The sequence below is a fragment of the Streptomyces sp. NPDC021622 genome (genome assembly GCF_040640795.1).
Classification (GTDB): domain Bacteria; phylum Actinomycetota; class Actinomycetes; order Streptomycetales; family Streptomycetaceae; genus Streptomyces.
In genome coordinates this window covers 171746-198054 of sequence record NZ_JBFACK010000013.1, presented here as the reverse complement: position 1 = coordinate 198054, position 26309 = coordinate 171746, and the positions used below count along the sequence as shown (strand labels likewise).

At 69.5% G+C, this 26309-nt stretch carries 26 protein-coding genes; 11 read left to right on the top strand and 15 right to left on the bottom strand.

Annotated features, from left to right (window positions below):
• Nucleotides 1-22: 22 nt before the first annotated feature.
• Nucleotides 23-1144, bottom strand: a complete 1122-nt coding sequence (locus AB0G47_RS25910; RefSeq protein WP_360774354.1) for an alpha/beta hydrolase-fold protein — start codon at nt 1142-1144, stop codon at nt 23-25.
• Between the two features lie 181 nt (nt 1145-1325).
• Between AB0G47_RS25910 and AB0G47_RS25905 the strand changes: the two genes are divergently transcribed.
• From AB0G47_RS25905 to AB0G47_RS25880, 6 genes are all read left to right on the top strand, one after another.
• Nucleotides 1326-3089, top strand: a complete 1764-nt coding sequence (locus AB0G47_RS25905; RefSeq protein WP_360774351.1) for a phosphatidylglycerol lysyltransferase domain-containing protein — start codon at nt 1326-1328, stop codon at nt 3087-3089.
• Nucleotides 3090-3119: 30 nt separating this feature from the next.
• Nucleotides 3120-3992, top strand: coding sequence for a dihydropteroate synthase (gene folP, locus AB0G47_RS25900; RefSeq protein WP_360774348.1), 873 nt, complete (start codon nt 3120-3122; stop codon nt 3990-3992).
• Nucleotides 3989-4498, top strand: coding sequence for a nuclear transport factor 2 family protein (locus tag AB0G47_RS25895; protein ID WP_360774345.1), 510 nt, complete (start codon nt 3989-3991; stop codon nt 4496-4498). The genes folP and AB0G47_RS25895 overlap by 4 nt, the downstream gene beginning before the upstream one ends.
• Nucleotides 4499-4631: 133 nt before the next feature.
• On the top strand, nt 4632-4991 hold the full coding sequence (gene folB, locus AB0G47_RS25890) for a dihydroneopterin aldolase (protein WP_135330533.1): 360 nt from the start codon (nt 4632-4634) through the stop codon (nt 4989-4991).
• Nucleotides 4988-5599: a 2-amino-4-hydroxy-6-hydroxymethyldihydropteridine diphosphokinase gene (gene folK, locus AB0G47_RS25885; RefSeq protein WP_360774343.1), complete on the top strand. Its 612-nt coding sequence runs from the start codon at nt 4988-4990 to the stop codon at nt 5597-5599. Before folB ends, folK begins: the two co-directional genes overlap by 4 nt.
• A gap of 84 nt (nt 5600-5683) precedes the next feature.
• Nucleotides 5684-6178, top strand: coding sequence for a DUF3180 domain-containing protein (locus AB0G47_RS25880; RefSeq protein ID WP_360774341.1), 495 nt, complete (start codon nt 5684-5686; stop codon nt 6176-6178).
• A gap of 23 nt (nt 6179-6201) precedes the next feature.
• On the opposite strand, the gene folE is transcribed toward AB0G47_RS25880, so the two are convergent.
• The 6 genes from folE to dacB form a co-directional block, all read right to left on the bottom strand.
• Nucleotides 6202-6807, bottom strand: coding sequence for a GTP cyclohydrolase I FolE (folE, locus tag AB0G47_RS25875; RefSeq protein WP_360774339.1), 606 nt, complete (start codon nt 6805-6807; stop codon nt 6202-6204).
• Between the two features lie 121 nt (nt 6808-6928).
• Nucleotides 6929-8953: an ATP-dependent zinc metalloprotease FtsH gene (ftsH, locus tag AB0G47_RS25870; protein ID WP_360774336.1), complete on the bottom strand. Its 2025-nt coding sequence runs from the start codon at nt 8951-8953 to the stop codon at nt 6929-6931.
• Nucleotides 8954-9168: 215 nt separating this feature from the next.
• On the bottom strand, nt 9169-9729 hold the full coding sequence (gene hpt, locus AB0G47_RS25865) for a hypoxanthine phosphoribosyltransferase (RefSeq protein WP_135330538.1): 561 nt from the start codon (nt 9727-9729) through the stop codon (nt 9169-9171).
• 51 nt (nt 9730-9780) lie between these two features.
• A complete protein-coding gene (tilS, locus tag AB0G47_RS25860) occupies nt 9781-10902 on the bottom strand; it encodes a tRNA lysidine(34) synthetase TilS (RefSeq protein WP_360774331.1) in 1122 nt (373 codons plus the stop codon).
• 224 nt (nt 10903-11126) lie between these two features.
• Complete coding sequence (locus tag AB0G47_RS25855; RefSeq protein WP_266863781.1) at nt 11127-12248, bottom strand: zinc-dependent metalloprotease; 1122 nt, start codon at nt 12246-12248, stop codon at nt 11127-11129.
• A gap of 186 nt (nt 12249-12434) precedes the next feature.
• On the bottom strand, nt 12435-13988 hold the full coding sequence (dacB, locus tag AB0G47_RS25850; protein ID WP_360774328.1) for a D-alanyl-D-alanine carboxypeptidase/D-alanyl-D-alanine-endopeptidase: 1554 nt from the start codon (nt 13986-13988) through the stop codon (nt 12435-12437).
• An 85-nt stretch (nt 13989-14073) separates the two neighbouring features.
• On the opposite strand from dacB, the gene AB0G47_RS25845 reads away from it, so the two are divergent.
• Together AB0G47_RS25845 and AB0G47_RS25840 are read left to right on the top strand one after the other, a co-directional pair.
• Complete coding sequence (locus AB0G47_RS25845; RefSeq protein ID WP_135330561.1) at nt 14074-14562, top strand: inorganic diphosphatase; 489 nt, start codon at nt 14074-14076, stop codon at nt 14560-14562.
• Nucleotides 14563-14693: 131 nt separating this feature from the next.
• Nucleotides 14694-16370 (top strand): threonine/serine exporter family protein, encoded by a 1677-nt coding sequence (locus AB0G47_RS25840; RefSeq protein WP_360774325.1) that lies wholly within the window; start codon nt 14694-14696, stop codon nt 16368-16370.
• Nucleotides 16371-16374: 4 nt separating this feature from the next.
• On the opposite strand, the gene AB0G47_RS25835 is transcribed toward AB0G47_RS25840, so the two are convergent.
• On the bottom strand, nt 16375-17070 hold the full coding sequence (locus AB0G47_RS25835; RefSeq protein WP_360774322.1) for a VTT domain-containing protein: 696 nt from the start codon (nt 17068-17070) through the stop codon (nt 16375-16377).
• A gap of 136 nt (nt 17071-17206) precedes the next feature.
• Here AB0G47_RS25835 and AB0G47_RS25830 point away from each other — a divergent pair, with 136 nt between their 5' ends.
• Nucleotides 17207-17575, top strand: a complete 369-nt coding sequence (locus AB0G47_RS25830) for a YbjQ family protein (protein ID WP_360774320.1) — start codon at nt 17207-17209, stop codon at nt 17573-17575.
• A gap of 77 nt (nt 17576-17652) precedes the next feature.
• On the opposite strand, the gene AB0G47_RS25825 is transcribed toward AB0G47_RS25830, so the two are convergent.
• Nucleotides 17653-18411, bottom strand: a complete 759-nt coding sequence (locus AB0G47_RS25825) for a MerR family transcriptional regulator (RefSeq protein ID WP_360774317.1) — start codon at nt 18409-18411, stop codon at nt 17653-17655.
• Nucleotides 18412-18559: 148 nt separating this feature from the next.
• Here AB0G47_RS25825 and AB0G47_RS25820 point away from each other — a divergent pair, with 148 nt between their 5' ends.
• The gene (locus AB0G47_RS25820) at nt 18560-19981 is read left to right on the top strand and encodes a glutamate decarboxylase (RefSeq protein ID WP_360774314.1); all 1422 of its coding nucleotides are present in this window, start codon (nt 18560-18562) and stop codon (nt 19979-19981) included.
• A 16-nt stretch (nt 19982-19997) separates the two neighbouring features.
• Here the strand turns inward: AB0G47_RS25820 and AB0G47_RS25815 are convergent, their stop codons facing one another.
• The 3 genes from AB0G47_RS25815 to AB0G47_RS25805 all read right to left on the bottom strand — a co-directional run bounded on the left by AB0G47_RS25815 (nt 19998) and on the right by AB0G47_RS25805 (nt 22554).
• Nucleotides 19998-20813: an ABC transporter permease gene (locus AB0G47_RS25815; RefSeq protein ID WP_360774536.1), complete on the bottom strand. Its 816-nt coding sequence runs from the start codon at nt 20811-20813 to the stop codon at nt 19998-20000.
• A gap of 26 nt (nt 20814-20839) precedes the next feature.
• Nucleotides 20840-21793, bottom strand: coding sequence for an ATP-binding cassette domain-containing protein (locus AB0G47_RS25810; protein ID WP_360774311.1), 954 nt, complete (start codon nt 21791-21793; stop codon nt 20840-20842).
• Nucleotides 21794-21912: 119 nt separating this feature from the next.
• A complete protein-coding gene (locus tag AB0G47_RS25805; protein ID WP_360774308.1) occupies nt 21913-22554 on the bottom strand; it encodes a PadR family transcriptional regulator in 642 nt (213 codons plus the stop codon).
• A 43-nt stretch (nt 22555-22597) separates the two neighbouring features.
• Between AB0G47_RS25805 and AB0G47_RS25800 the strand changes: the two genes are divergently transcribed.
• Entirely contained in the window at nt 22598-23206 is a 609-nt protein-coding gene (locus tag AB0G47_RS25800) for a VOC family protein (RefSeq protein WP_360774306.1), read from the top strand.
• A gap of 7 nt (nt 23207-23213) precedes the next feature.
• Here the strand turns inward: AB0G47_RS25800 and AB0G47_RS25795 are convergent, their stop codons facing one another.
• From AB0G47_RS25795 to AB0G47_RS25785, 3 genes are all read right to left on the bottom strand, one after another.
• Nucleotides 23214-23759 carry a DinB family protein gene (locus AB0G47_RS25795; RefSeq protein WP_360774303.1) on the bottom strand — a complete coding sequence of 182 codons (546 nt, stop codon included), beginning with the start codon at nt 23757-23759 and terminating at the stop codon, nt 23214-23216.
• Nucleotides 23760-23903: 144 nt separating this feature from the next.
• Nucleotides 23904-25361 (bottom strand): aldehyde dehydrogenase family protein, encoded by a 1458-nt coding sequence (locus AB0G47_RS25790; RefSeq protein ID WP_360774300.1) that lies wholly within the window; start codon nt 25359-25361, stop codon nt 23904-23906.
• Nucleotides 25362-25418: 57 nt separating this feature from the next.
• Entirely contained in the window at nt 25419-26282 is an 864-nt protein-coding gene (locus tag AB0G47_RS25785; RefSeq protein ID WP_360774297.1) for a helix-turn-helix transcriptional regulator, read from the bottom strand.
• Between the last annotated feature and the right edge of the window lie 27 nt (nt 26283-26309).

Below are 26309 nucleotides of genomic sequence, written 5' to 3'. Positions count from 1 at the left end.
CAAGAGAAGCCCAGGAGGAGCCCTACCGAGCGCTCAGCCGCCCACTGATCCACTCCAGTGTCGCGGGGATCTCACGGCGCCACGTGTTGAAGTTGTGCCCGCCGCTGGGCAGCGTGATCGACGAGACCCGGGTGGGCGGCTTCACCTTGTCGATGAACTTCTCGGTGTCCGCGTAGTTGTCCTCGCCCTGCTTGCTCGTGGTGACGAGGAGGGACGTCTGGGGCGGCGGCATGTGGTCCAGGGACCACATGAGGTCGGCGCGCCGCTCCAACTCCTTGTCACCGTGGAAGAGATCGCCGGTGGTGACGTCGATGGGCGCCTTGTAGTACGCGGAAAGGCCCGCCCCGGCGGCGTACACGTCGGGGTGGTGCACGGCCAGCTTCAGCGCGCAGTAGCCGCCCGTCGAGTCGCCGATCACGCCCCAGCTCCCCGGCTTCCCGCCCACCCTGTAGTGCTCGGACATGGCGTCGGGCAGGTCCTTGGCGAAGAACGTCTCGGCCTGCGGGCCGCCGGGGACGTCCACGCACTCGGTGTCCCGCGGCGGCGCGACCGTCGGCCGCAGCATGACCAGGATCATCGGCTGCATGGTGCCCCGCTTGGCCTGCGCATGGGCGGTCTGCGGGTAGCGCAGGCCCTTGATGAGCGCCTCCGCGGTGCCGGGGTAGCCGGTCAGCACCACGGCCGCGGGGAACCTGCGGTCCTTGTAGCGGGGCTGGAAGTACTCGGGCGGCAGGTAGACGTACGCCTGGCTGGCGATGTCCGACTCCTTCCCGCTGACGGTGACGTCCTGGATCTGGCCGCCGGTCGATGGCCTGCCGCCCCCGGGGACGTTCACCGGGCGGGTGCCGCGGACGTCGACCGGGCCGCCCTCGCCCTTGGCGGGGTCGTGGTCGACGACCACTCCGGGGCTTGTCTCCTGGCCGAAGAGGTCCGCCCAGGTCGCGTAGAAGCCGAACGCCTGGTTGGCGGCGAGGCCGACCGAGGCGAAGATCGCCAGCTGGGTGGCGATCAGCAGGCCGACACGTCCGGTGATGGTCCGCCAGTTCTGCCGGGCCAGGCGTGGCCAGAACCAGACGGTTCCGATGAACAGCACGACGGCCAGAGCCACCGCCAACGCGAGGACCTTGTTGCTCGTAAGACCCATTTTTCCGATCCGGAGTGAACCCGAGGCCCGGAAGGGCCGTCCTAGAGGGCGCAATTGTCGCCGGATGCCGCTTTTGGCACCGGGTCCAAGGTCTCTCGCGGAACTACGGGATGCGATGTCTGTCAGGATAGATGGGGAAATTTCAGGAGTGGTTCCAGGCGGTGGCGGCAAGCTCCGCCGGATGCTCCGCGGCCCCCGCCCCGAGGCAGTACCGGCCTTCGTGGCCCGCGCCTGCACCCTCGTAGGGCTGCTGAACATCGCGGCGGGCGTCTTCCCGCGCTTCCGGCACAGCCGCATGCACGCCGTCGCCGAGGTCCTGCCCGGCGCGCTCGGCCCCTTCGCCGCCGCCCTCGCGCTCAGCTCCGGCGTCCTCCTGCTGCTGCTCGCGCACGGCCTGCGCCGCCACAAGCGGCGCGCCTGGCGGGCCGCCGTGGTGCTGCTCCCGGCCGGAGCCGTGGCCCAGTTCATGTACCGCCACTCCGTCATCGGCGTACTGATCTCGCTCGCCCTGCTGACCCTGCTGCTGCGCCATCGCGGGGAATTCGCGGCGCTCCCCGACCCGCGCAGCCGCTGGCGCGCCCTGGCCAACTTCGTGGTCCTGGGGGCCGGTTCCATCGCGCTCGGCCTGGTGATCGTCAGCGCCCACCCCGGCAAGGTCATCGGAGACCCGAGCATCACGGACCGCCTGGCCCACGTCCTGTACGGCCTGTTCGGCTTCGAAGGCCCGGTCGACTACTACGGGAGGACGTCCTGGACGGTCGGCTGCTCGCTCGGCGCACTCGGCCTCCTCACAGCGATCACCACTATCTATTTGGCCTTCCGCCCCGAACACCCCGCCGCGCGGCTCACCGAGGACGACGAGACGAAGCTGCGCGCCCTGCTCGCCAAGCACGGCGCCCGCGACTCCCTCGGCCACTTCGCGCTCCGCCGCGACAAGGGCGCCGTCTTCTCGCCCAGCGGCAAGGCCGCCGTCACCTACCGCGTCGTCTCCGGAGTGATGCTCGCCAGCGGTGACCCCATCGGCGACGTGGAGGCCTGGCCAGGCGCGATCGAGCGCTTCATGGACGAGGCGAAGGCCCACTCCTGGACGCCCGCCGTCATGGGCTGCTCCGAGACGGGCGGCGAGGTCTGGACCCGCGAGACCGGCCTCGACGCCCTCGAACTGGGCGACGAGGCGGTGGTGGACGTCGCGGATTTCTCCCTGACCGGGCGCGCGATGCGCAACGTGCGCCAGATGGTCAAGAGGATCGAGCGCAATGGCTACGAGACGCGCGTACGGCGCGTGCGTGACCTCGGCGAGCAGGAGCTCGCCAGGATCCAGCGGGCCGCCGACGACTGGCGCGGCACCGACACCGAACGCGGCTTCTCCATGGCGCTCGGCCGGATCGGCGACCCCGGAGACGGCGACTGTCTGATCGCGACCGCCCACAAGGCCGACGAGGACCCGGGGCCCTACGGCGACCTGAAGGCCGTCCTGCACTTCGTCCCCTGGGGCGAGGACGGCGTCTCCCTGGACCTCATGCGCCGCGACCGCGCCGCCGACCCCGGCATGAACGAGCTGCTCATCGTCGCCGCCCTGCAGACCGCCCCGAAGCTCGGCATCGCGCGCATGTCCCTCAACTTCGCCATGTTCCGCGCGGCCCTCGCACGCGGCGAGAAGATCGGCGCGGGCCCGGTCCTGCGCGCCTGGCGCGGCCTGCTCGTCTTCCTCTCCCGCTGGTTCCAGATCGAGTCCCTGTACAAGTTCAACGCGAAGTTCCGCCCCCGCTGGGAGCCCCGCTTCGTCGTCTACCGCTCCTCCAAGGACCTGCCCCGCATCGGATTCGCGGCCATGCAGGCCGAGGGCTTCGTCACGTTCGCGCTGCCCCGTTTCCTGCGCGGACGCACTCCGGGGCGCCGCCCCTGCCCGCACCGGTCGACGGAGCGTGAGGTCCGGGCGGCGTAAGGGCGCCTCGTACGGGCCTACGCTGGAGGCATGAGTACGTTGCGCGGGCGGGGATCGGTCGAAGGGCTGCCGGAGTGGGGCCGCTGTGCGGTCATGGGGGTCGTGAACGTGACGCCCGATTCCTTCTCCGACGGAGGCCGCTGGTTCGACACCACGGCCGCCGTGAAACACGGCATCGACCTGGTCGCCCAGGGCGCGGACCTGGTCGACGTGGGCGGCGAGTCCACCCGGCCCGGCGCCACGCGCGTGGACGAGGACGAGGAGCTGCGCCGCGTGGTGCCCGTCGTGCGGGGTCTGGCCGCCGAGGGCGTCACGGTCTCCGTGGACACGATGCGGGCCACCGTCGCCGAGCAGGCACTGGCCGCCGGCGCGGTCCTGGTCAACGACGTCAGCGGCGGCCTCGCCGACGCCCGTATGGTCCCCGCCGTCGCCGCCGCCGGCGCGCCCTTCGTGGTCATGCACTGGCGCGGTTTCCTCGCCGACATCCACGCCAAGCCCGTGTACGAGGACGTGGTCTCCGAAGTCGTCGACGAACTCCACGCGCGCGTGCGGGCCGCCATCGAGGGCGGCATCGCCCCCGAGCGCATCGTCGTCGACCCCGGCCTCGGCTTCTCCAAGGACGCCGAGCACGACCTGGCCCTCCTCGCCCGCCTCGACCGGCTGCGTGAGCTCGGCCACCCGATCCTGGTCGCCGCGTCCCGCAAGCGCTTCCTCGGCCGCGTCCTCGCGGGCCCCGAGGGCGCGCCGCCGCCCGCCCGCGAGCGGGACGCCGCCACCGCCGCGGTCTCCGCCATCGCCGCCCACCAGGGCGCCTGGGCGGTCCGCGTGCACGAGGTGCGGGCCACCGCCGACGCCGTCCGGGTCGCACACGCCGTGACCAGCGCGGCCGGCGGCGACCTGTGACCGGGGCCCGTACCGACGTCGAACAGGTCGAGCGCGCCAACACGGCCTTCTACGAAGCGCTGGAGCGCGGCGACTTCGACGAGGTGTCCGACCTGTGGCTGGACACCGGCACCAGGGACGCCCTCGACGACGAAGAGGTCGGCTCGGACGACGAGGAGACCGCGATCTCCTGCGTCCACCCCGGCTGGCCGGTCCTCACCGGCCGCGGCGAGGTGCTCAGGTCGTACGCGCTGATCATGGCGAACACGGAGTACATCCAGTTCTTCCTCACCGACGTCCACGTCGGCGTGGCGGGCGACACCGCCCTGGTGACCTGCACTGAGAACATCCTCAGCGGCGGCCCGCCCCCCGAGGGCGGCGGCGAGCTCGGGCCGCTCGTCGGGCAGTTGGTGGTCGCCACGAATGTGTTCCGGCGCACATCGGACGGATGGAAGCTCTGGTCGCACCACGCATCACCCGTACTCGCCGAAACCGACGACGAAGAGGGCGAAGAGTCACCCTCCTGAGTGGGTAGGGGCGGGTCGAGGAGCCCCCGCGGGCGAGGACTGTCAGTGCTCGCAGGTAGATTCGATCGTGGCTGGTGTGCCGACCGCACTCGGTGCAGGCCTGCCGATACCGACGATTGCAGGAGTGATTCGCGTGGATCGTGTCGCGCTGCGCGGCCTCAAGGCCCGTGGGCACCACGGTGTCTTTCCGCGGGAACGCGAAGAGGGCCAGACCTTCATCGTGGACCTGGTCATTGGCCTGGACACCCGTGCGGCCGCCGCCGACGACGACCTGTCGAAGACCGTGCACTACGGCGTCGTGGCGGAGGAGGTCGTGGCCGTCGTCGAGGGCGAGCCGGTGGACCTCATCGAGACGCTCGCCGAGCGCATCGCCCAGACGTGTCTGAAGCACGACGGAGTCCTGGAGGTCGAGGTGTGCGTCCACAAACCGGACGCCCCGATCACCGTCCCCTTCGACGATGTGACCGTCACCATCACCCGGAGCCGAGTATGACCGCGTTTTCCACGCAAGGGCAGAGCGACCCGACCGTCCAGCCGGTGCCCACGGCCGTGGTGGAGCAGGTGGACGCCGCCGACACGACCCTCTCCAACCCCAAGCGCGCCGTGATCTCCCTCGGCAGCAACCTCGGCAACCGCCTGGAGAACCTGCAGGGCGCCGTCGACGCCCTGGAGGACACCCCCGGCCTGCGCGTCAAAGCGGTCTCTCCGGTGTACGAGACCGAGCCCTGGGGCGTCGAGCCGGGCAGCCAGCCGTCGTACTTCAACGCGGTCGTCGTGGTGAAGACGACCCTGCCGCCCTCCTCGCTCCTGGAGCGGGCGCACGCGGTCGAGGAGGCCTTCCACCGCGTGCGGGACGAGCGCTGGGGCCCCCGCACCATCGACGTCGACATCGTGGCGTACGCGGACGTGGTGTCGGACGACCCGGTCCTCACCCTGCCCCACCCCCGGGCGCACGAGCGGGCCTTCGTCCTGGCCCCCTGGCACGACGTGGAGCCGCAGGCCCAGCTGGCCGGCCACGGCCCGATTGCCGAGCTGCTCGCCGCGCTCACCCGCGAGGGCGTCAAGCCCCGTGTCGACCTGGAACTCCGGCTGCCCGAGTAGTCGTTAGGGTCATCGGGTCCGCACAACGAAGATCCGTACGACGATCCGTACGACGCGGATCCGCACAACGACGAAGGGTCATCCGTGAAGCAGCTGCGCATCAGGACACTGGCCGGCCTCTTCGTGGTGGCCGGAGTGCTGTCCTGGGCCGGCGCCCGGCTCTGGGACTCCCTCGGCACGCTGCCGAGGGTCCCGCTCGCCGCGCCCATCGTGCTCGCGGTGATCGCCGTGGTCCTGCTGGCCACGGCCCTCTCCCTGCGCTCCCGGCTGCGCGCCCAGCGCGAGCGGCGCCCCGGCGCGAAGGGTGTCGAACCGCTGATGGCCGCCCGCGCGGTCGTCTTCGGCCAGGCGAGCGCCCTGGTGGCCGCCCTCGTCGCCGGCATGTACGGCGGGACGGGCGTCTTCCTCCTGGAGTACCTGGACATCCCGGCCCGCCGCGACCAGGCGATCTACGCCGGTCTCTCGGTCGTGGCGGGCATCGCGGTGATAGCGGCCGCCTTCTTCATGGAGCGGGTCTGCAAGCTCCCTGAGGACACCGACGAGGACGGCCAGAACGGCGGGGCGGCTCCGGCCGCGTAACACTCTCCCGCCGACGTGTGGCGCTATCGCGCCATGATCAGGCTCATCGCCTCGTTGCGCGTCGCGGGGTCACGCAGCTGACCGCGCACGGCCGACGTGATCGTCTTGGCGCCCGGCTTCCGCACGCCGCGCATCGTCATGCACATGTGCTCGCACTGGACGACCACGATGACGCCGCGCGGCTCCAGGATCTGCATCAGGGAGTCCGCGATCTGCGTCGTCAGGCGTTCCTGGACCTGCGGACGGCGGGCGTACACGTCCACGAGGCGGGCGAGCTTCGACAGACCGGTGATCTTGCCGTCGGTCGACGGGATGTAGCCGACGTGGGCGACACCGACGAACGGCACGAGATGGTGCTCACAGCTGCTCATGACCTCGATGTCCTTCACCAGGACCATCTCGTCGTGACCGAGGTCGAACGTCGTCGTCAGGACGTCCTCGGGCTTCTGCCACAGGCCCGCGAATATCTCTCTGTACGCGCGTGCCACGCGACCGGGAGTCTCCCGCAGACCCTCGCGGTCCGGGTCCTCCCCGACCGCGATCAGCAGCTCACGCACGGCGTTCTCGGCCCGCTTCTCGTCGAACTCGCTGATCGAGCCCTCGCCGTCCAGGGTCACAGGGTCGGTCATCTGGTGCCTCGTTCCTTGCGTTCTGCGTGCCTGCGCGCAACTGCGTACGAAAAAACTGCGCCCCCCAGGCTAAAACCAGGGGGGCGCAGCATCCATTCCGGGCCTGCTGAGGCGACCGGGGTCAGCTCTCGGGGCGATCCTCCTTGGTCACCTCGACGGGCGTCTCCGACGCACCCGCCGTGACCGCGGGCGTAGAGCCGTTCGCACCGTTCGTCAGCGACAGCTCCTTGGGGGAGAGCACCGGCGGGCGGGTCGAGGGCGTGCGCCGCGAGGAACCGGTCCACGCCGGGCGGGCCGGGCGCTTCACGATGCCGGCGAAGACCTCGGCGATCTGCTCCTTGCCGAGGGTCTCCTTCTCAAGGAGCTGGAGGACCAGGTTGTCGAGAACGTCGCGGTTCTCGACGAGGATCTCCCAGGCCTCGTTGTGCGCGGTCTCGATGAGCTTCTTGACCTCTTCGTCGACCAGCGCCGCGACTTCTTCCGAGTAGTCACGCTGGTGCGCCATCTCGCGCCCCAGGAACGGCTCGGTGTTGTCGCCGCCGAACTTGATCGCGCCGAGCCGCTCGGTCATGCCGTACTGCGTGACCATGGCCCGCGCGGTCGCGGTGGCCTTCTCGATGTCGTTCGCCGCGCCCGTCGTCGGGTCGTGGAAGACGAGCTCCTCGGCCGCGCGCCCGCCCAGCATGTACGCGAGCTGGTCGAGCATTTCGTTGCGCGTGGTCGAGTACTTGTCCTCTTCGGGCAGGACCATGGTGTAACCCAGGGCCCGGCCGCGGGACAGGATCGTGATCTTGTGCACCGGGTCCGAGTTCGGGGAAGCCGCCGCGACCAGGGCGTGTCCGCCCTCGTGGTACGCGGTGATCTTCTTCTCCTTGTCGGACATGATCCGGGTCCGCTTCTGCGGGCCGGCCACGACGCGGTCGATCGCCTCGTCAAGGGAGTGGTTGTCGATCAGCTTCTTGTCGCTGCGCGCCGTCAGGAGCGCCGCTTCGTTCAGCACGTTCGACAGGTCGGCACCCGTGAAGCCGGGCGTGCGCCGGGCGACCGCGCCCAGGTCGACGTCCGGGGCGACCGGCTTGCCCTTCTGGTGAACCTTGAGGATCTCCAGACGGCCCTGCATGTCCGGGCGGTCGACCGCGATCTGCCGGTCGAAACGGCCGGGGCGAAGCAGCGCCGGGTCGAGGATGTCGGGCCGGTTCGTGGCGGCGATCAGGATGACGCCGCCCTTCACGTCGAAGCCGTCCATCTCGACGAGCAGCTGGTTGAGCGTCTGCTCGCGCTCGTCGTGGCCACCGCCGAGACCGGCACCACGGTGACGGCCCACCGCGTCGATCTCGTCGACGAAGACGATCGCCGGAGCGTTCGCCTTGGCCTGCTCGAAGAGGTCACGCACTCGGGAGGCACCGACACCGACGAACATCTCGACGAAGTCGGAACCGGAGATCGAGTAGAAGGGGACGCCCGCCTCGCCCGCGACGGCACGCGCGAGCAGCGTCTTACCCGTGCCGGGCGGGCCGTAGAGCAGCACACCCTTGGGGATCTTGGCGCCGACGGCCTGGAACTTGGCCGGCTCCTGGAGGAACTCCTTGATCTCATGGAGTTCTTCGACGGCCTCGTCGGACCCCGCCACATCGGAGAAGGTCGTCTTCGGGGTGTCCTTGGTGATGAGCTTGGCCTTGGACTTCCCGAACTGCATGACCCGGGAGCCGCCGCCCTGCATCTGATTCATCAGGAACAGGAAGACGACGACGATGAGGACGAAGGGGAGCAGGGAAAGAAGGATGCCGACGAACGGGTTCTGCTTCGACTCCGAGACGGTGTAACCGTCCGGGATCTTCTTCTGCTCGAACTTCTCCTGCAAGGTGTTGGCGATGGCGACGCCCTGGTCGCCGATGTAGCTCGCCTGGATCTTGCTGCTGTCCTTGACCTTCTGGTCGCCCTTGAGCTCGACCTTGATGGTCCGCTCGTCACCGGTGGTGAGCTTGGCGGACTCGACCTTGTCGTCGTTGATCGCCTGCACCACTTGGCCGGTGTCAACCGTCTTGTAGCCGCCGGACGAACCGACGACCTGCATCAACACGACCACGGCAAGGACGGCCAGCACGATCCACATGACTGGCCCACGGAAGTATCGCTTCACGTCCATCCATACGGAGCGATGACGCCCCGTCCCTCCTGCCATAGTGAGTTTGATAAAGACTGTTCTTCGGACGGTACCCCAGCATTGTCACCCGAAGCCGCACGGGACGGCTGACAAACCCGTCTTCGCATGCTCCAACGGCGGGAAACGGGTGAGGGTTCCCGGCCGCCTCAGTGGAGTTGGCCGGGAGGGCCGGGATCAGCCGCCGGGAGGCGGAACGTTCAGCCGCCGTAGACGTGCGGAGCGAGCGTGCCGACGAACGGCAGATTGCGGTACTTCTCCGCGTAGTCCAGGCCGTACCCGATGACGAACTCGTTCGGGATGTCGAAGCCGACCCACTCCACGTCGATCGCGACCTTGGCCGCCTCCGGCTTGCGAAGCAGCGTGCAGACCTTCAGCGACGCGGGCTCGCGCGAGCCGAGGTTGGAGAGCAGCCAGGACAGCGTCAGACCGGAGTCGATGATGTCCTCGACGATCAGGACGTGCTTGCCCTTGATGTCGGTGTCCAGGTCCTTGAGGATCCGCACCACACCGGAGGACTGGGTGCCCGCGCCGTACGACGACACAGCCATCCAGTCCATCGTGAGCGGGGTGGACAGCGCACGCGCCAGGTCCGCCATGACCATCACGGCGCCCTTGAGGACTCCGACGATCAGCAGGTCCTTGCCCGCGTACTCCGCGTCGATCTTCGCGGCCAGCTCAGCCAGCTTCGCGTCGATCTCTTCCTTGGTGATGAGCACCGACTGAAGGTCGGTGCCCATGTCTTTCGCGTCCACCCGCATCACTTTCGGTCGTCCGTCACACCGGCTGCGCGGGGACCAGGGTCCCCTCGGTCAACAGCCTTGCCGGATAACCAGTCTGCCACCCTGGCGCTGAGCCACGACTTTGCCCGGCAGATTGATGGCTCCCTGACCGCGCCATCCGGTGATCAGCCGGTCGATCTCCTCGATGTGCCGGGCGAACAGCGCACCGGCCGGGGAGCCCGCCTCGATGGCCGCGCGGCGCACGATCCTGCGGCGTACGGCGGGCGGCAGGGCGTAGAGCTTGGCGCACTCCAGGAGTCCCGTGGCGTCGCGCACGGAGGCTTCGGCCTGCGCGGCCCAGTGGTCCAGGGCGTCGGCGTCGTCCCGGGACAACTGGGCCGTGCGGGCCAGTGCCTCCACGACGCCCTTGCCGAGCGCCTTCTCCAGGGCGGGCAGTCCTTCGTGCCGCAGCCGGGAGCGGGTGTAGGCGGGGTCGGTGTTGTGCGGGTCGTCCCAGACGGGCAGCGACTGGACCATGCAGGCCTTGCGGGCGGTCTGCCGGTCGATGTGCAGGAACGGGCGGCGGTAGCGGTGGTCGGCGCCGGGCCCGCCGGAGACGGCCGCCATCCCGGACAGGGAGCGGATGCCGGAGCCGCGGGCGAGGCCGAGCAGAACCGTCTCCGCCTGGTCGTCACGGGTGTGGCCGAGCAGGATCGCGGCGGCGCCGTGCCGCTCGGCGGCGGCGTCGAGGGCGGCGTAGCGCGCGTCGCGGGCCGCGGCTTCGGGGCCGCCGTCCCTGCCGACGTCGACGGCCACGGACTCGATGGGGTCGAGGCCGAGCGCGGTGAGGCGGGTGACGACCTCGGCGGCGCGCAGATCGGAGCCGTCCTGCAGCCGGTGGTCGACGGTGACGCCGCCGGCGCGGATGCCGAGCTTGGGGGCCTCGAAGGCGAGGGCGGAGGCGAGTGCCATGGAGTCGGCGCCGCCGGAGCACGCGACGAGCACGAGTGGCGGGGCGGCCTGCTCGCGTGGAGGGTCGTGGGGGCGGGAGGCGCGCGGGACGCGCCCGGGGTCGCGCTGTGCGTCGGGACGGGCGTCCTGGCGCGGTGCGTCGGGGCGCTGGTGATCGGTGCGTTGTACGTCGGTCAGTACGTCGTGGAGTACGCGGCGGACCGCCAGGCGTATCGCCGCGACCGCAGGATGGGGACCCATGTCCGGTTCCCTTCATGAAGTTCGGGGGTGAGCCTCGGACCTGTCACTCAGGACCGCTCAGGAGATCGGTCCTCAGTCAGACCTCATGAGGTTAGTCACTCAGAGTGTGTCGATGGTGACAGAGCCGAGCCGTTCCCCGAGCATTGCACGCCTACCCATGGCTCACGGTCCCTCGGACGGGTGATTGCGGGGGCGTTCTCCTGCCATCGGCCGCATCCGGTCCCTCACTCTCCCTTACGGTGCACCCTCGCGACCCAGTCCGCCGGTTTGGCGATCTCCGCCTTGGTGGGCAGGGTGTTCGGCGAAGTCCACACGCGGTTGAAGCCGTCCATTCCGACCTCGCCGACGACGGCTCGGACGAAACGCTCGCCGTCCCGGTATTGGCGCAATTTCGCGTCAAGGCCGAGGAGCTTGCGCAGCGCCTGGTCAAGGCGGCTCGCCCCGCGGGCGCGGCGCTGCTGGAATTTCTCACGGATCTCGCCGACGGACGGCACCACATCGGGTCCGACCCCGTCCATCACGAAGTCCGCATGGCCCTCCAGGAGCGACATGACGGCCGTGAGGCGGGCGAGGATCTCCCGCTGGGCGGGGGTCTGGACCAGCTCGACGATGGAGCGGCCCCCGTCGTCCTCCTCGCCCTCGGGGCGGCCGCCTGCGAGCGACTGGGCGGCCTCCCTGATGCGCTCCAGGAACGTCATCGGGTCGACGTCGGTCTCGGAGAGGAATGACTGGATCTCCCCCTCCAGGTGGTCGCGCAGCCAGGGCACGGCGGAGAACTGGGTGCGGTGCGTCTCCTCGTGCAGACAGACCCAGAGCCTGAAGTCATGGGGATCGACGTCCAGTTCGCGCTCGACGTGCACGATGTTCGGCGCGACGAGGAGGAGCCTGCCGCCGCCGTTCTCCCCCGCCGGGAGGTCGCGGGTGGCCGGGGCGAAGGTCTCGTACTGCCCGAGGACGCGCGAGGCGAGGAAGGAGAGCAGCATGCCCAGCTCGACGCCCGTCACCTTGCCGCCGACCGCGCCGAGCATGGCGCCGCCGGGGCCGCTGCCGCGGCGGTCCTGCATCTTGTCGAGGAGGGGCTTGAGGATCTCCCGGAACCCCGCCACGTTCGCCCGGATCCAGCCGGCCCGGTCGACGACGAGCACCGGGGTGTCATGGATGTCGCCCGTCCCCATCCGGGTGAAGGAACGGACGTGCTCCTCCGAGGACTTGGCATGCTTGCGGAGCTCGGCGACGATGGCACGCGCCTCGTCCCGGCTCACTTCTGGACCCGGCCGTACGAGCCGGGTCGCGGTCGCCACCGCGAGATTCCAGTCGACCATCTCCGCACCACCGATGCTCGTCATGCGTCAACGGTACGTGGTCGTGTCCGGCTGCGGAGTAGGTTGCACCCCCGGAGCTTCCCCGACCCTGGCCCTTAGGGGCTGCCTTGGCCTGAGCGCCCGCTTCATCGCTCGCCCCGCACTTGGCGCTGTGCCCACCCGTTCCGCCCTGCGGAACGCCTGCCCACAGCAAGGGCGGCCAAGAGACGGCTACCTGCAGCCGCAGCCCGCCACCGCTGATGCCATTCCGTCGAGTGCCGCCTGTGCCGCCTTCGGGTCCGTTGTGCCCGTTGTCATGAAGGCGAAGACCAGGAGGCGGCCGTCCGCGTCCACGACCGTGCCCGCCAGGGTGTTCACGCCCGTGAGGGTGCCGGTCTTGGCGCGTACGACGCCGGTGCCCGGGGAGTCCTTGGGGTAGCGGTCGACCAGCGTGCCCGTGAAGCCGGCCACGGGGAGGCCCGTGACCACCGAGCGCAGTTCGGGGTGGGCCGGGTCGGCGGCGCGGTCGAGGAGCGCGGCGAGCAGCTCGGCGGAGATCCGGTCGGCCCGGTCGAGGCCGCTGCCGTCGGCGAACTTCGCCCCGGCCATCGGCAGCCGGACCTTGCCCAGCTCGGCGGAGATCGCCTTGGACGCGCCGTCGAAGCTCGCCGGCTCCTTCGCGGCGAGCGCCGTCTGGCGGGCCAGGGCCTCCGCGATGTCGTTGTCGCTGTGCGTCAGCATCCGCTCGACCAGGGACGAGAGCGGCGGGGACTCGACCTTGGCGAGGGATTCCGCCCGGCCGGACGCCTTCGCCGGGGCGGGGTCCTTCTTCGTCTCGATGCCGTGGTCCTTCAGGAGGTCCGCGAACTTCTTCGCCGCGTCCTTCGCCGGGTCGCCCGAGCGCGCGGCGGGCCCGCTGGCGGAGTCGTCGAGGCGGCCCTCGTCGGCCATCAGGGCGGTGACCGGGGAGAGGTTCTCGTTCGGCCCGATGGGGTGCTTCGAAGGGCCGGCGTACAGCGAGGTGTCGTACGACAGAGTCACCTTGTCGGCGTCGCGGTCCTTCAGGGCGCGCGCGGTGTCCTCGGCCAGCTCGCGCAGGCTCGCGGAGCTCTTCGCGTACGGGCCGTCCTTGCGGGCGGTGAGCGTGGGATCGCCGCCGCCGACCAGGACGACGTCCTTCGAATCCGGCTCGATCACCGTCTTCGTGGTGATGCGGTGGTCCGCGCCGGCGGCGGTCAGCGCCGCCACCGCCGTGGCGATCTTCGTGGTGGACGCGGGCGTCAGGGTCTCGCCCACCCCCTTGCCGTAGACCCGCTCCCCGGTGTCCGCGTCGACGACGACGGCCGAGCGCTCCGGGCCGAGGGCCTTGTCCTTCATCAGCGGGTCGAGGACCCCCGCGAGCGCCTTCCCGTTCGGCACGGGCGCCGCCGCGCCGCCCTTCGCGGCACCGGCGGGAGCGCCGAGCCCGCTGAGCACGGAAGGGGCGCTCGGGGCGGCTTCCGGCGCTTGTCCGGACGTACGAGCGCCGTGATCTGTGCCACCCCCGGCCTCCTGAGAAGCGGCCCAGTCCCGCTCGGCCGTACGCTGACCGGAGGAGTCCCAAGGGCCGGCCGCGGCCACCGCCCCGGCCGCGACAGCGAGTCCGACGGTGGCGGCACCCGCTGTGAGCTGCCAGGTCTTGAGTTTCGCAGGAGATTTGAGAGCGCCAGGGAGCTTGGGAGCCGAAGGCTTCGGAAGCTGCCTCAATAGCTGCCGGGTCTGCTGCCAAGGCTTGAGCTCAGGCACGACGACCAGCCCCTTTCGCGATCACACTTCTGCGTGAGGGACACTTAACCACCCGAAGTATGTGCTGATCATGGAGGAGCCACCCGTGGAGTTCGACGTCACCATCGAGATTCCGAAGGGTTCGCGGAACAAGTACGAGGTGGACCACGAGACCGGCCGGATCCGCCTGGACCGTCGCCTCTTCACGTCGACCAGCTACCCCGCGGACTACGGCTTCGTCGAGAACACCCTCGGCGAGGACGGTGACCCGCTGGACGCCCTCGTCATCCTGGACGAGCCGACCTTCCCGGGCTGCCTCATCAAGTGCCGCGCGATCGGCATGTTCCGGATGACCGACGAGGCGGGCGGCGACGACAAGCTGCTCTGCGTGCCGGCCTCCGACCCCCGTGTGGAGCACCTGCGCGACATCCACCACGTCTCCGAGTTCGACCGCCTGGAGATCCAGCACTTCTTCGAGGTCTACAAGGACCTGGAGCCCGGCAAGTCCGTCGAGGGCGCCGACTGGGTCGGCCGCGCGGACGCCGAGGCCGAGATCGAGAAGTCGTACAAGCGCGCCGAGGCCCAGGGTCACTGACCCAACCTCCCCCGCCTCTGACGGGCCGCGCGGTCTTCACCAGGACCGCGCGGCCCGTTCGCGTATCCCCGCGCATACTGTTCGTACTGGAGGTGCACAAGGGTTCGTATGTGGGAATGAGGCTGAAGTAAGTGGCTGACCAGCAGGATGCGGAAGACCGCAAGCCACAGTCGGACGAGGCACGCAGCGCGTTCACTCAGCCCACCGGTGTAGTGCCGCAGCCTCCGGTGCCCGAGGACGAGGCGCAGACGACCTCCGAGTTCGCGATCCCGACGGGTGTGCCGAGTCCCTCGTCGACGACTCAGGAGACCGACAAGTCGGCGTTCACCCCGCCGCACACCTACAGCGCCCGCAACGCGCCGCCCGCCTTCACGCCCCCGCACGGCGTCCCCCTGGTGAAGCTCACCAAGGAAGTGCCCTGGCAGGACCAGATGCGCACGATGCTGCGCATGCCGGTCGCCGAGCGGCCCACTCCGGAGGCGTCGCAACGGCACGAGGACGAGACCGGGCCCGCCGTGCCGCGCGTGCTCGACCTGACGCTGCGTATCGGCGAGCTGCTGCTCGCGGGCGGTGAGGGCGCCGAGGACGTGGAGGCGGCGATGTTCGCCGTCTGCCGCAGTTACGGCCTCGACCGCTGCGAGCCGACCGTGACGTTCACGCTGCTCTCGATCTCGCACCAGCCGTCCCTGGTGGAGGACCCGGTCACGGCCTCCAGGACGGTACGCCGCCGGGGCACCGACTACACGCGGCTCGGGGCGGTCTTCCAGCTGGTGGACGACATCAGCGACACGGACACCGATGTCTCCCTGGAGGAGGCCTACCGGCGTCTCGCGGCGATCCGCCGTAACCGCCACCCCTACCCCGGCTGGGCGCTCACCGCGGCCAGCGGGCTGCTCGCGGGCTCGGCCTCCGTGCTCGTCGGCGGTGGCGTCCTGGTCTTCCTGGTCGCGGCGTTCGGCGCGATGCTCGGCGACCGTCTCGCCTGGCTGTGCGCGGGCCGCGGGCTTCCGGAGTTCTACCAGTTCGTGGGCGCCGCGATGCCGCCCGCCGCGATGGGCGTCACGCTCAGCCTCGTGCACTCCCAGGAGGTCAACGCGTCAGCGGTGATCACGGGTGGCCTCTTCGCGCTGATCCCGGGAAGAGCCCTGGTGGCGGGCGTCCAGGACGGCCTGACCGGCTACTACATCACCGCGGCCGCCCGCCTCCTCGAGGTCTGCTATCTCGTCGTGGGCATCGTCGTCGGCGTACTGCTCGTGCTGTCGCTCGGCGTGATGGCGGACGCGACGAGCCTGCAGCCGGAGACGGCGTTCGTGGCGACCGACTCGCGCCCGGTGATCCAGATCCTGGCGTCGATGGCGCTGAGTCTCGCCTTCGCGATCCTGCTCCAGCAGGAACGTCACACCGTGCTGATCGTGACCCTCAACGGCGGGATCGCCTGGGTCATGTTCGGCGCCCTCGCACAGACGTCGCTCGAGCTCTCGCCGGTCGCGGCGACGGCGATCGCCGCCGGGCTCGTGGGCCTGTTCGGGCAGCTCTTCTCGCGCTACCGGTTCGCCTCTTCACTGCCGTACGTCACGGCGGCGATCGGCCCGCTGCTGCCCGGTAGCGCGATCTACTTCGGGCTGCTCGCCCTGGCCCAGAACGACATGACCACGGGCCTCAACTCGCTCACCAAGGCCGCCGCGACGGCGCTGGCCATCGCGATCGGCGTGAACCTGGGGAGCGAGGTGTCCCGGCTGATCCTGAAGGTGCCGGGCGCCACGTCCGCCGCGAACCGCCGCGCGGCCAAGCGGACGCGCGGCTTCTAGAGGGCTACCGCTTGGCGTGCCGGCCGCGCGGGGCCTGGGGCACCGCCCCGGGGATCTCGCCCTCGGCAGCCGCCGACTTCTTGGACTTGCTGCGGGCCCGCAGGAACTCGACCGCGATCGGGACCACCGAGATCAGGACGATCAGGATGAGGATCGCCTCGATGTGCTTGTGCACGAAGTCGATGTTGCCCAGCCACGCGCCGAGCAGCGTGACGCCGGCGCCCCACAGGACGCCGCCGATGATGTTGAACGTGATGAACGAGCGGTACCGCATGCCGCTGACGCCGGCGATGATCGGCGTGAACGTGCGCACGATGGGCACGAAACGGGCCAGGACCAGGGACTTCGGGCCGTACTTCTCGAAGAATTCGTGCGCCTTGACCACGTTCTCCTGCTTGAACAGCTTGGAGTCCGGGCGGTTGAAGAGCGCGGGGCCGACCTTCTTGCCGAAGAGGTAGCCCGCCTGGTCGCCGAGGATCGCGGCGATGCAGATGAGGACGACACAGAGCCAGAGCGGGAAGTCCAGCTGCTTCGTCGTGATCAGCAGGCCCGTCGTGAACAGCAGCGAGTCACCCGGCAGGAAGAAGCCGATGAGCAGGCCGGACTCGGCGAAGACGATCGCGAGCAGGCCCCAGACCCCGAACGTGTTCAAGAGGTAATCCGGATCCAGCCAGCTTGGTCCGAGCGCAAGCGTCGTCACGGTTCCGGGCTCCTGAGGGTGAGAGGTCGATGCGGCGGGGATGGCCGCCCAAAGCTATCAACGCGAGGTGACGTGCCCAGGTTCCACTGCACTCCCCAGGGTGCACTGTGCGCCACCTGGGACAAAGCTGTGTGCCATGGGTATCGAAGATTTCGGCGGCGGCCTCAATCCGCAGTCCGACGTACTGGTCGTGACGACGAACGACGTACCGGGCTACCGCGTACAACAGGTTATCGGTGAGGTCTTCGGCCTCACCGTCCGCTCCCGGCACATCGGCAGCCAGATCGGCGCCGGCCTCAAGTCCATGATCGGCGGAGAGCTGAAGGGCCTCACGAAGACGCTGGTGGAGACCCGGAACCAGGCCATGGAGCGCCTCATCGAGCAGGCACGCGCGCGGGGTGCCAACGCGGTCCTGATGATGCGGTTCGACGTCACCGAAGCGGCGGACGTGGGCACGGAGGTGTGTGCGTACGGGACGGCGGTCGTGATCGCGCCAGGGGAGTAGCCGTAAGGGGCATCCGCCATGGCGGATGCCCCTTACTGTGCGGATGCCCCTTACTGACCCATCTCAACTGACCCGTCTCAGCTGTTGCGCACCGCGTTCGCCAGGATCGCGTCCCGCGTGTAGACCGCGAGCCCCGGCCGGATCGCCTCGTAGGTGGCCGTGAACCGCTCGTCCGCCACGTACATCTCGCCGAGACAGGTGTGGATCTCGTACGAGCAGTCGTAGTGGAAGCGCGAGATGAAGCGGCGGTGTTCCTCCGCGACGTCCATCGCCTCCACGGAGTCCGCAGGCAGGCCCCGGTCGAGCAGGTCGCTCATGCGGGCGTTGATCGCCTCGGCCTCGTCGTTGATCCGCTTCCAGTCGTCCTTGGTGTACGAGGCATGCCTGCGCTGCGACTCCTTGTAGGCGTCGGTGTCGCCCCAGCGCCGCTCGACCTCCTCCGCGTACTGGTCGGGGTCGTGGTCCCCGAAGACCTCGAACTTCTCCTCGGGCGTGAGGTTGATGCCCATCTTCTTCGCCTCCATGGCGGTCTCGACGGCGGCGGCCATCTCCTGGAGCTTGGTGATCCGGGCGGTCAGCAGCTCGTGCTGGCGGCGCAGATGCTCGCGCGGGTCCGTCTCCGGGTCGTCCAGGAGGGCCGCCACCTCGTCGAGGGGGAAGCCCAGCTCCCGGTAGAACAGGATCTGCTGCAGCCGGTCCAGGTCGTCGTCGCCGTAGCGCCGGTGGCCCGCATGGCTGCGCTCGCCGGGCACGAGCAGGCCGATCTCGTCGTAGTGGTGCAGCGTGCGCACCGTCACTCCGGCGAAACCGGCGACCTGTCCCACGGAGTAGCTCATGGCTCCCGCCTCTCTCTCGGTACGCACCTCAGCCTGTGTCCTCACGCCACGTGAGGTGCAAGTGCAGGCCCCGACGGGGGGCCATATCCTCGCCAGCAGGAACATAAAGCCCATATAGGGAGAACCCCTCAGCCCGAGGAGACCGCCCATGCCGTTCCACCGCAGCGAGGACCCCGACGGCGACTCCAAGGAGCGCCCTCTCGCGGTGAACCCCTTCTACGGAGAGGCCGACCCGGTCGGCGGCATGACCGAGGCGCCGCCCAAGCACCGCCTCGCCGAAGGACCGCTGCCGCCCATGTCTGCGTACCAGCTGGTGCACGACGAGCTGATGCTGGACGGTAACGCGCGGCTCAACCTCGCCACCTTCGTCACCACCTGGATGGAGCCGCAGGCCGACGTCCTGATGGCGGAGTGCCGGGACAAGAACATGATCGACAAGGACGAGTACCCGCGCACCGCCGCGCTGGAGCGGCGCTGTGTGGCGATGCTCGCCGATCTGTGGCACGCGCCGGACCCGACGGCGGCCGTCGGCTGCTCGACGACCGGGTCGAGCGAAGCCTGCATGCTCGCCGGGATGGCGCTCAAGCGCCGCTGGATGCAGCGGAACAGCGACCGCTACCCCTCCCCCGCCGCCCGCCCGAACCTCGTCATGGGCGTCAACGTCCAGGTCTGCTGGGACAAGTTCTGCAACTTCTGGGAGATCGAGGCGCGCCAGGTCCCCATGGAGGGCGACCGTTTCCATCTGGACCCCGAGGCAGCCGCCGAGCTCTGCGACGAGAACACGATCGGCGTGGTGGCCGTGCTCGGCTCGACCTTCGACGGTTCGTACGAGCCGGTCGCCGAGCTCTGCGCGGCCCTCGACGCCCTCCAGGAGCGCACCGGCCTCGACATCCCCGTGCATGTCGACGGCGCGTCCGGCGGGATGATCGCGCCCTTCATCGACGAGGACCTGGAGTGGGACTTCCGGCTGCCGAGGGTGGCGTCGATCAACACGTCGGGCCACAAGTACGGCCTGGTCTATCCGGGCGTCGGCTGGGCGCTGTGGCGGGACGCGGACGCGCTGCCGGAGGAGCTGGTGTTCCGGGTGAACTACCTCGGCGGTGACATGCCGACGTTCGCGCTGAACTTCTCCCGGCCCGGCGCGCAGGTCGTCGCGCAGTACTACACGTTCCTGCGCCTGGGCCGGGACGGCTACCGGGCCGTGCAGCAGGCGAGCCGGAACGTCGCCCGCGGGCTCGCCGAACGCGTCGAGGCCCTCGGCGACTTCCGGCTGATCACACGCGGCGACCAGCTTCCGGTGTTCGCCTTCACGACGCGTGACGACGTGAAGGCGTACGACGTCTTCGACGTGTCCCGGCGGCTGCGCGAGCACGGCTGGCTGGTGCCCGCGTACACCTTCCCGGCCCACCGCGAGGACCTGGCGGTGCTCCGCGTGGTCTGCCGCAACGGCTTCTCGGCCGACCTCGCGGAGCTGTTCCTGGCGGATCTGCGGCGGCTGCTGCCCGAACTGCGCCGCCAGCCGCACCCGTTCACCCGGGACCGGGAGGCAGCCACGGGATTCCACCACTAGGGCAGCTGATCGCCCACTACTTGCTGAGCGCCCCGAACTTCCGTACGGCCAGCGGCAGGAACACCCCCACGAGCACCACCGGCCACACCACCGCCATCAGCCCCGCATGCTCCGCCGCCCACGAAGTGCCCACCACTCCCGGGTCGTTGCCGAACAGATCGCGCACCGCCGTGGCCGTCGCCGACATCGGGTTCCACTCGACCACCGCGCCGAGCCAGTCCGGCATGTTCTGCGGGACCGTGAAGGCGTTGGAGAGGAAACCGACCGGCCAGACCAGGATCTGCACGGCCGCCACCAGCTCCGGCTTCCCCGCGACCATCGCCAGGTGGATGCCGATCCACAGCATCGCGAACCGCAGCAGGAGCAGCAGCCCCACCGCGCCGAGCGCCGCCCCGAAGGAGCCGTGCCAGCGCCAGCCGATCGCGAGGCCGACGCCGATCATGACCAGGAGCGAGGCCACGGACTGCAGCATGTCGGCGACCGAACGGCCCACGAGGACCGCCCCGTTGGTCATCGGCATGGAACGGAAGCGGTCGATCACGCCCTTGTTGAGGTCCTGGGTGACCGCGACCATCGTGGCGTCCAGACCGAAGGTCATGGTCAGCGCGAACATGCCGGGCACCAGGAACTCGGCGTAGTCGCCCTCGATGCCCTTTCCGCCGCCGATCAGGTAGTTGAACATCAGCAGCAGCATCACGGGGAAGACCAGGCCGACCAGGACCTGCACGGGCTGCCGCGCCCAGTGCGCGAGTTCGCGCCGCGTCATGGTCCAGGAGTCGGTCGCGGCCCAGCCGATCGCCGAGCCCCGCTTCATCGGCGTACCGGCCGTCATCGAAGGGCCACTCGTCATGGACGTACTCACACAGCCTCCTTCATGCGTTCCTGGTCTTCGGTACGTCCCGTAAGCCGCAGGAACACCTCGTCCAGCGTCGGCCTGCGCACCGCGATGTCCTCGGCCTCGATGCCGGCCGCCCGCAGCGCCTGTACGACCCCGGTGAGCGCCTCCATCCGGTCCTCGACCGGCGCGCTCGCCAGCCTGCGGTCGGCGTCCAGGGCGGCACCGCCGGGCAACAGGCGGGCCACGTCCTCCAGTTGGGCCGCGTCCCGCACCACCACGTCGATCCGGTCGCCACCGATCTTCGACTTCAGCTCGTCCGCCGTGCCGTCCGCGATGACCCGGCCGTGGTCGACCACCGAGATGCGGTCCGCGAGCTGGTCGGCCTCTTCGAGGTACTGGGTGGTCAGCAGGACCGTCGTGCCGCCGTCCACCAGCGAGCGGACCGCGTCCCACACCTCCGTGCGGCCGCGCGGGTCGAGGCCGGTGGTCGGCTCGTCCAGGAACAGCACCTCGGGGTCCGTGATGAGCGAGGCCGCGAGGTCCAGGCGGCGGCGCATGCCGCCGCTGTACTGCTTGACGGCCTTGCGGCCCGTCTCCCCGAGGCCGAACCGGACCAGAAGCTCATCGGCCCGCACGCGCGCGTGGCGGGCACCCAGGTGGTAGAGCCGCCCGAACATCTCCAGGTTCTGCCGGCCGCTCAGCTCCTCGTCGAGCGCCGCGTGCTGGCCGAGCAGTCCGATCCGCCTGCGCACCTCGTCCGGCTGCCGCTTCACGCCGTACCCCGCGACCTCCACGCGGCCCTCGTCCGCCCGCAGCAGCGTGGCGAGCACCCGCACCGCCGTGGTCTTGCCCGCGCCGTTCGGACCGAGCACGCCGTGCACCGTGCCCCGCCCGACGGTCAGGTCCAGGCCGTCAAGGGCCCGCTTCTCCCCGTACCGCTTCCGCGCTCCCTCGACGACGATCGCGTCCGTCATCCGTCTCCCTCCGAGCCCGATCCGCACCCGTAGTCAAACTTGACTACGAACCCAACGCGAAGGAAGGTACTCCCGGATTCAGGATTCGTCAAACTTGATTAGCGGACACTTCCCGACGATCAGCCGTCGTCCCCCGCGTGCGGCTCCCCGGTCGCGTACGGGTTCACCTCGCCCTCGCCGAGCACTGCGACGAACGGCTCACCTTCCCCCGCGAACGTGTAGGAACCGCCCTCGATGCGCTCGATCAGGCCGCGCGCCCACTCCGCGCCACCGTCGGCCGTGTGCACCCAGAGGTTCATGATCTCGCCGATGTGCCCGAGCTGCTCCGGGCCGTCCTCGGGCGTGTAGTACTCCGTGACGGACCTGCGCCACTCCTCGATGCTGCGCACCCGCTCCTTGAGCAGCTCGACGGCCTCGCCGCGCGGCAGGTCGACGATGAAGCCGAGGCCCGCCGAAAGGATGTCCGGCCGCTGGTCGTACGAGGTGAGGGCGGACCGGAGCAGCGCGAAGAACTCCTCGGTGCCGGCTTCCGTGATCTCGTACTCCGTGCGCGGCGGCCCGCCGGCGGTCGACGGGGCGATCTCGTGCGCGTGCAGCAGGCCTTGCTTCGCCATCTGCTTCAGGGCGTGGTAGATCGAGCCGGGCTTGGCGTTGGACCACTCGTGGGCGCCCCAGTACTCCAGGTCGTTGCGCACCTGATAGCCGTGCGCACGGCCGTGCTGACGGACGGCACCGAGGACAAGGAGTCGGATCGCCGACATGAAGCCACCTCTCTTTCTAATCAACTTTGATTAGAGTAGCGGTATGGCTGAGACAATGATCCCCTTGTTCCCTTGCCACAAGCTCGACGAGACACTCGACTTCTACGAGGCCATCGGTTTCGAGGTGACCTTCCGCCAGAAGGCGCCCAATCCGCACGGCGTGGTCCGGCGCGGCGACATGCAACTGCAGTTCTTCCAGCTGAAGGACTACGACCCCAAGGCCTCCTACAGCACCTGCTACATCCTGACCGACGACGTGGACACCCTCCACGCGTCCTTCCGCGCCGGCCTCAAGCAGACCCTCGGCCGGATCCCGACCCGCGGCCTGCCCCGGATCGGGACCGTGCGGGACATGAGCTACGGCGTACGGCAGTTCCTGATGACGGACCCGGCGGGCAACTGCGTCCGCATCGGGCAGCCCATCGCCGATTCCTTCGAGCACGCGCCGGTGCCCAAGGAGCGGTACGCGCGTGCCCTGCACCAGGCCACCCTCCTCGGCGCGTCCAAGGAGGACCACGCGGCCGCGGTCCGCATCATCGACCGGGCGCTCGCGGCCGACGGCACCCCCACCCCGGATCAGCTCCGCGAACTGCACGCCCTGCGGGCGGAGATGGCCGCCCACCTCGACGACGAGGGGCAGGAGAACTCCTAGCCGGCCCCTAGCCCCAGCTCTCCCCGCGCTCCAGGGCCACCAGCTCGAAGGCCGTCTTGCCGTCGAGGGACTCGCGGATGATGTCGGCGTGGCCCGAGTGCCGGGACATCTCCGTGATCAGCCGGAGCAGTACCCAGCGCATCGACACGTCCTCCTTCGGGAACCACGGCTGGTCCGGGAGCGCGAAGGTCGCGTCGAGGGTGGGCAGGGAGCGGATGAACTCCTCGGTGCGGTCGGCCACTTGGGCCCAGTACGCGAGCGCGGACTCCACCGTCTCGTCCTCGGTCAGGCGGAAGCACTCGTCCCAGTTCGCCTCGGTGCGCTCGACCGCCGGGGCGACGCCCTTCGCGCGCGAGATCCAGCCCTCCTCGACCTCCGCGACATGCTTGAGCAGCCCGGAGAGCGAGAGTTCGCTGGCGCTCGGCTTCGTCGCCGCCCGCTCGTCGCTCAGGCCGATCAGGGCCCGCCGGATGCCGCCGCGCTCGGCGTCCAGGAAGGCGAGCAGCGCGCCGCGCTCGTCGCCGGGGGCCTCTGCGTTGACGTGGGTGACCATGGGGGTCCGCCTCTCCGAGCCTGTGGAGCCTGCCGGGCTTTCCGACACCACAGACGCTACGGACCCTTGCGGTCAGGTTCTGTCCGCAAGGGTCCGCAGGTTCGGTCGGGGAGTTCTACGACGTACGCAGAAGGGTGCTCCGCATCAGAACGGGAAGCGCGACCTGCCGTGCTGCACCGAGATCCACTTCTGCGTCGTGAACGCGTCCACCGTCGACTCGCCGTTCAGCCGCCCGACGCCCGAGCTCTTCTCGCCGCCGAAGGGCACGATCGGCTCGTCGTGCACGGTGCCGTCGTTCACGTGGAACATGCCGCTCTTCACCCGCTGCGCGAACCGCACACCGCGCTCCACGTCGGCCGTGTGGACGGCGCCGCTGAGCCCGTACGGGGTGTCGTTGGTGATCCGCAGGGCGTCGTCCTCGCCGTCGAAGGGCATCAGGATCGCGACGGGGCCGAAGATCTCCTGCTGCAGGACCGGGGAGTCGGCCGGCACGTCCGCGAGGACGGTGGGGTGCACGAGGTTTCCCTCGACATGGCCGTGGATCAGCGCCTTCGCGCCCGACGCCACCGTCTGCTCGACGGTCTTCATCACCGCGTCGGCCTGCGAGGAGTTGATCAGCGGGCCGATGTGGGTCGCCGGGTCCGCCGGGTCGCCGGCCTTCAGGGTCGCGACCTTCGCGACGAACTTCTCGGTGAACTCCGCCTGCAGCGACCGGTCCACGAGGATGCGGTTGGCGGCCATGCAGACCTGCCCCTGGTGCACGAACCGGCTGAAGACCGCCGCGTCCACGGCGTAGTCGATGTCCGCGTCGTCCAGGACGACGAGGGCGCTGTTGCCGCCGAGCTCCAGGATCGAGCGCTTGAAGTTCGACGCGCAGACCGTGCCCACGTGCCGGCCGACGCGGTCCGAGCCGGTGAAGGAGATGACGCTCGGCACCGGGTGTTCGATGAACGCGTCACCGATCTCGGCGATGTCGGTGATGACGACGTTCAGCACACCGGCCGGAAGCCCCGCGTCCTCGAACAGCCTGGCAAGGAAGCTGCCGCCCATCACAGGCGTGTTCTGGTGCGGCTTGAGCACCACCGCGTTGCCCAGGGCGAGCGCAGGGGCGACGGTCTTGAGGGAGAGCAGGAGCGGAAAGTTGAAGGGGCTGATGGCCCCGACCACACCCACCGGGACGCGGTAGAGGCGGTTCTCCTTGCCGGCGTCGGGCGAGGGCAGGATGCGGCCCTCGGGCTGCAGCGCGACATGGACGGCCTCGCGCAGGAATTCCTTGGTGAGGTGCAGCTCGAAGGCGGCCTTGAGCCGGGTGCCGCCCAGCTCGGCGACTATCGCCTCGGCTATCTCGTCCTCGCGGTCCTCGATGATGCGCAGGGCGCGCTCGAAGACACCGCGCCTGGCGTAGGGGTTGGTCGCGCCCCACTCCTTCTGCGCACGCTCGGCCGCCCGGTAGGCCTGGTCCACCTCGTCGGCCGTGGCCACGGTGATCGACGCCAGCTTCTCCCCGTTGTACGGGTTGAAGTCGATGATGTCCCAGGAGCCGGAGCCGGCCTTCCACTCACCGTCGATGTACTGGTGAGCCAGGTCAGTGAAGAAGGACATGAGACCCCTTGCCGCAGACTGTGCAGACATCTGATTTCACGTCATCGTACTGACGTTTCAGGTCAGTTGGAGTAGACCACGGAGAAGATCCCGGCTATCGGCCGGATTCGGGCTGTCGCTCTGCAGCTGGCTCACCACCCGCTCGTACTGGGCCACTTCCTCGGCCTTGTCGAGATACAGGGCTCCGGTCAGCTGCTCCACGTACACGACGTCCGAGAGGTCCGATTCCGGGAAGCGCAGCATCGTGAACGCTCCGCTCTCGCCCGAGTGCCCACCGAAACTGAACGGCATCACCTGAAGGGTGACATTCGGCCGTTCCGAGATGTCGATGAGATGCTGAATCTGACCGCGCATCACTTCCCGGTCTCCGTACGGGCGTCGCAGGGCCGCCTCGTCGAGTACGCAGTGGAAGCGGGGAGCGCGCTCGGAGATGAGCAGCTTCTGGCGCTCGAGACGGAGCGCGACGCGGCGCTCGATCTCGGCCTTGCTCGCGCCCTTCATGCCGCGCGCGACGACCGCATGGGCGTACGCCTCGGTCTGCAACAGGCCGTTGACGAACTGCACTTCATAGACACGGATGAGCGATGCGGCGCCTTCGAGACCCACATAGGTCTGGAACCAGCCGGGCAGGACGTCGGAGTAACTGTGCCACCAGCCTGCGAGGTTGGCCTCTTTGGCGAGCGAGAGCAGAGCGACGCGCTCGGTCTCTTCGGTGACGCCGTACAGCGTCAGCAGGTCCTCGACGTCCCTGGACTTGAAGCTCACCCGTCCCAACTCCATGCGGCTGATCTTCGATTCGGAAGCGCGGATCGAGTAGCCGGCCGCTTCACGGGTGATGCCACGCGATTCCCTGAGGCGCCTGAGTTGCGAGCCAAGGAGCATGCGCCGTACGACCGAGCCGCTCGACTCCCCTGCGGTCACTTCGCTCAATCCTCCCCATCACTTGGA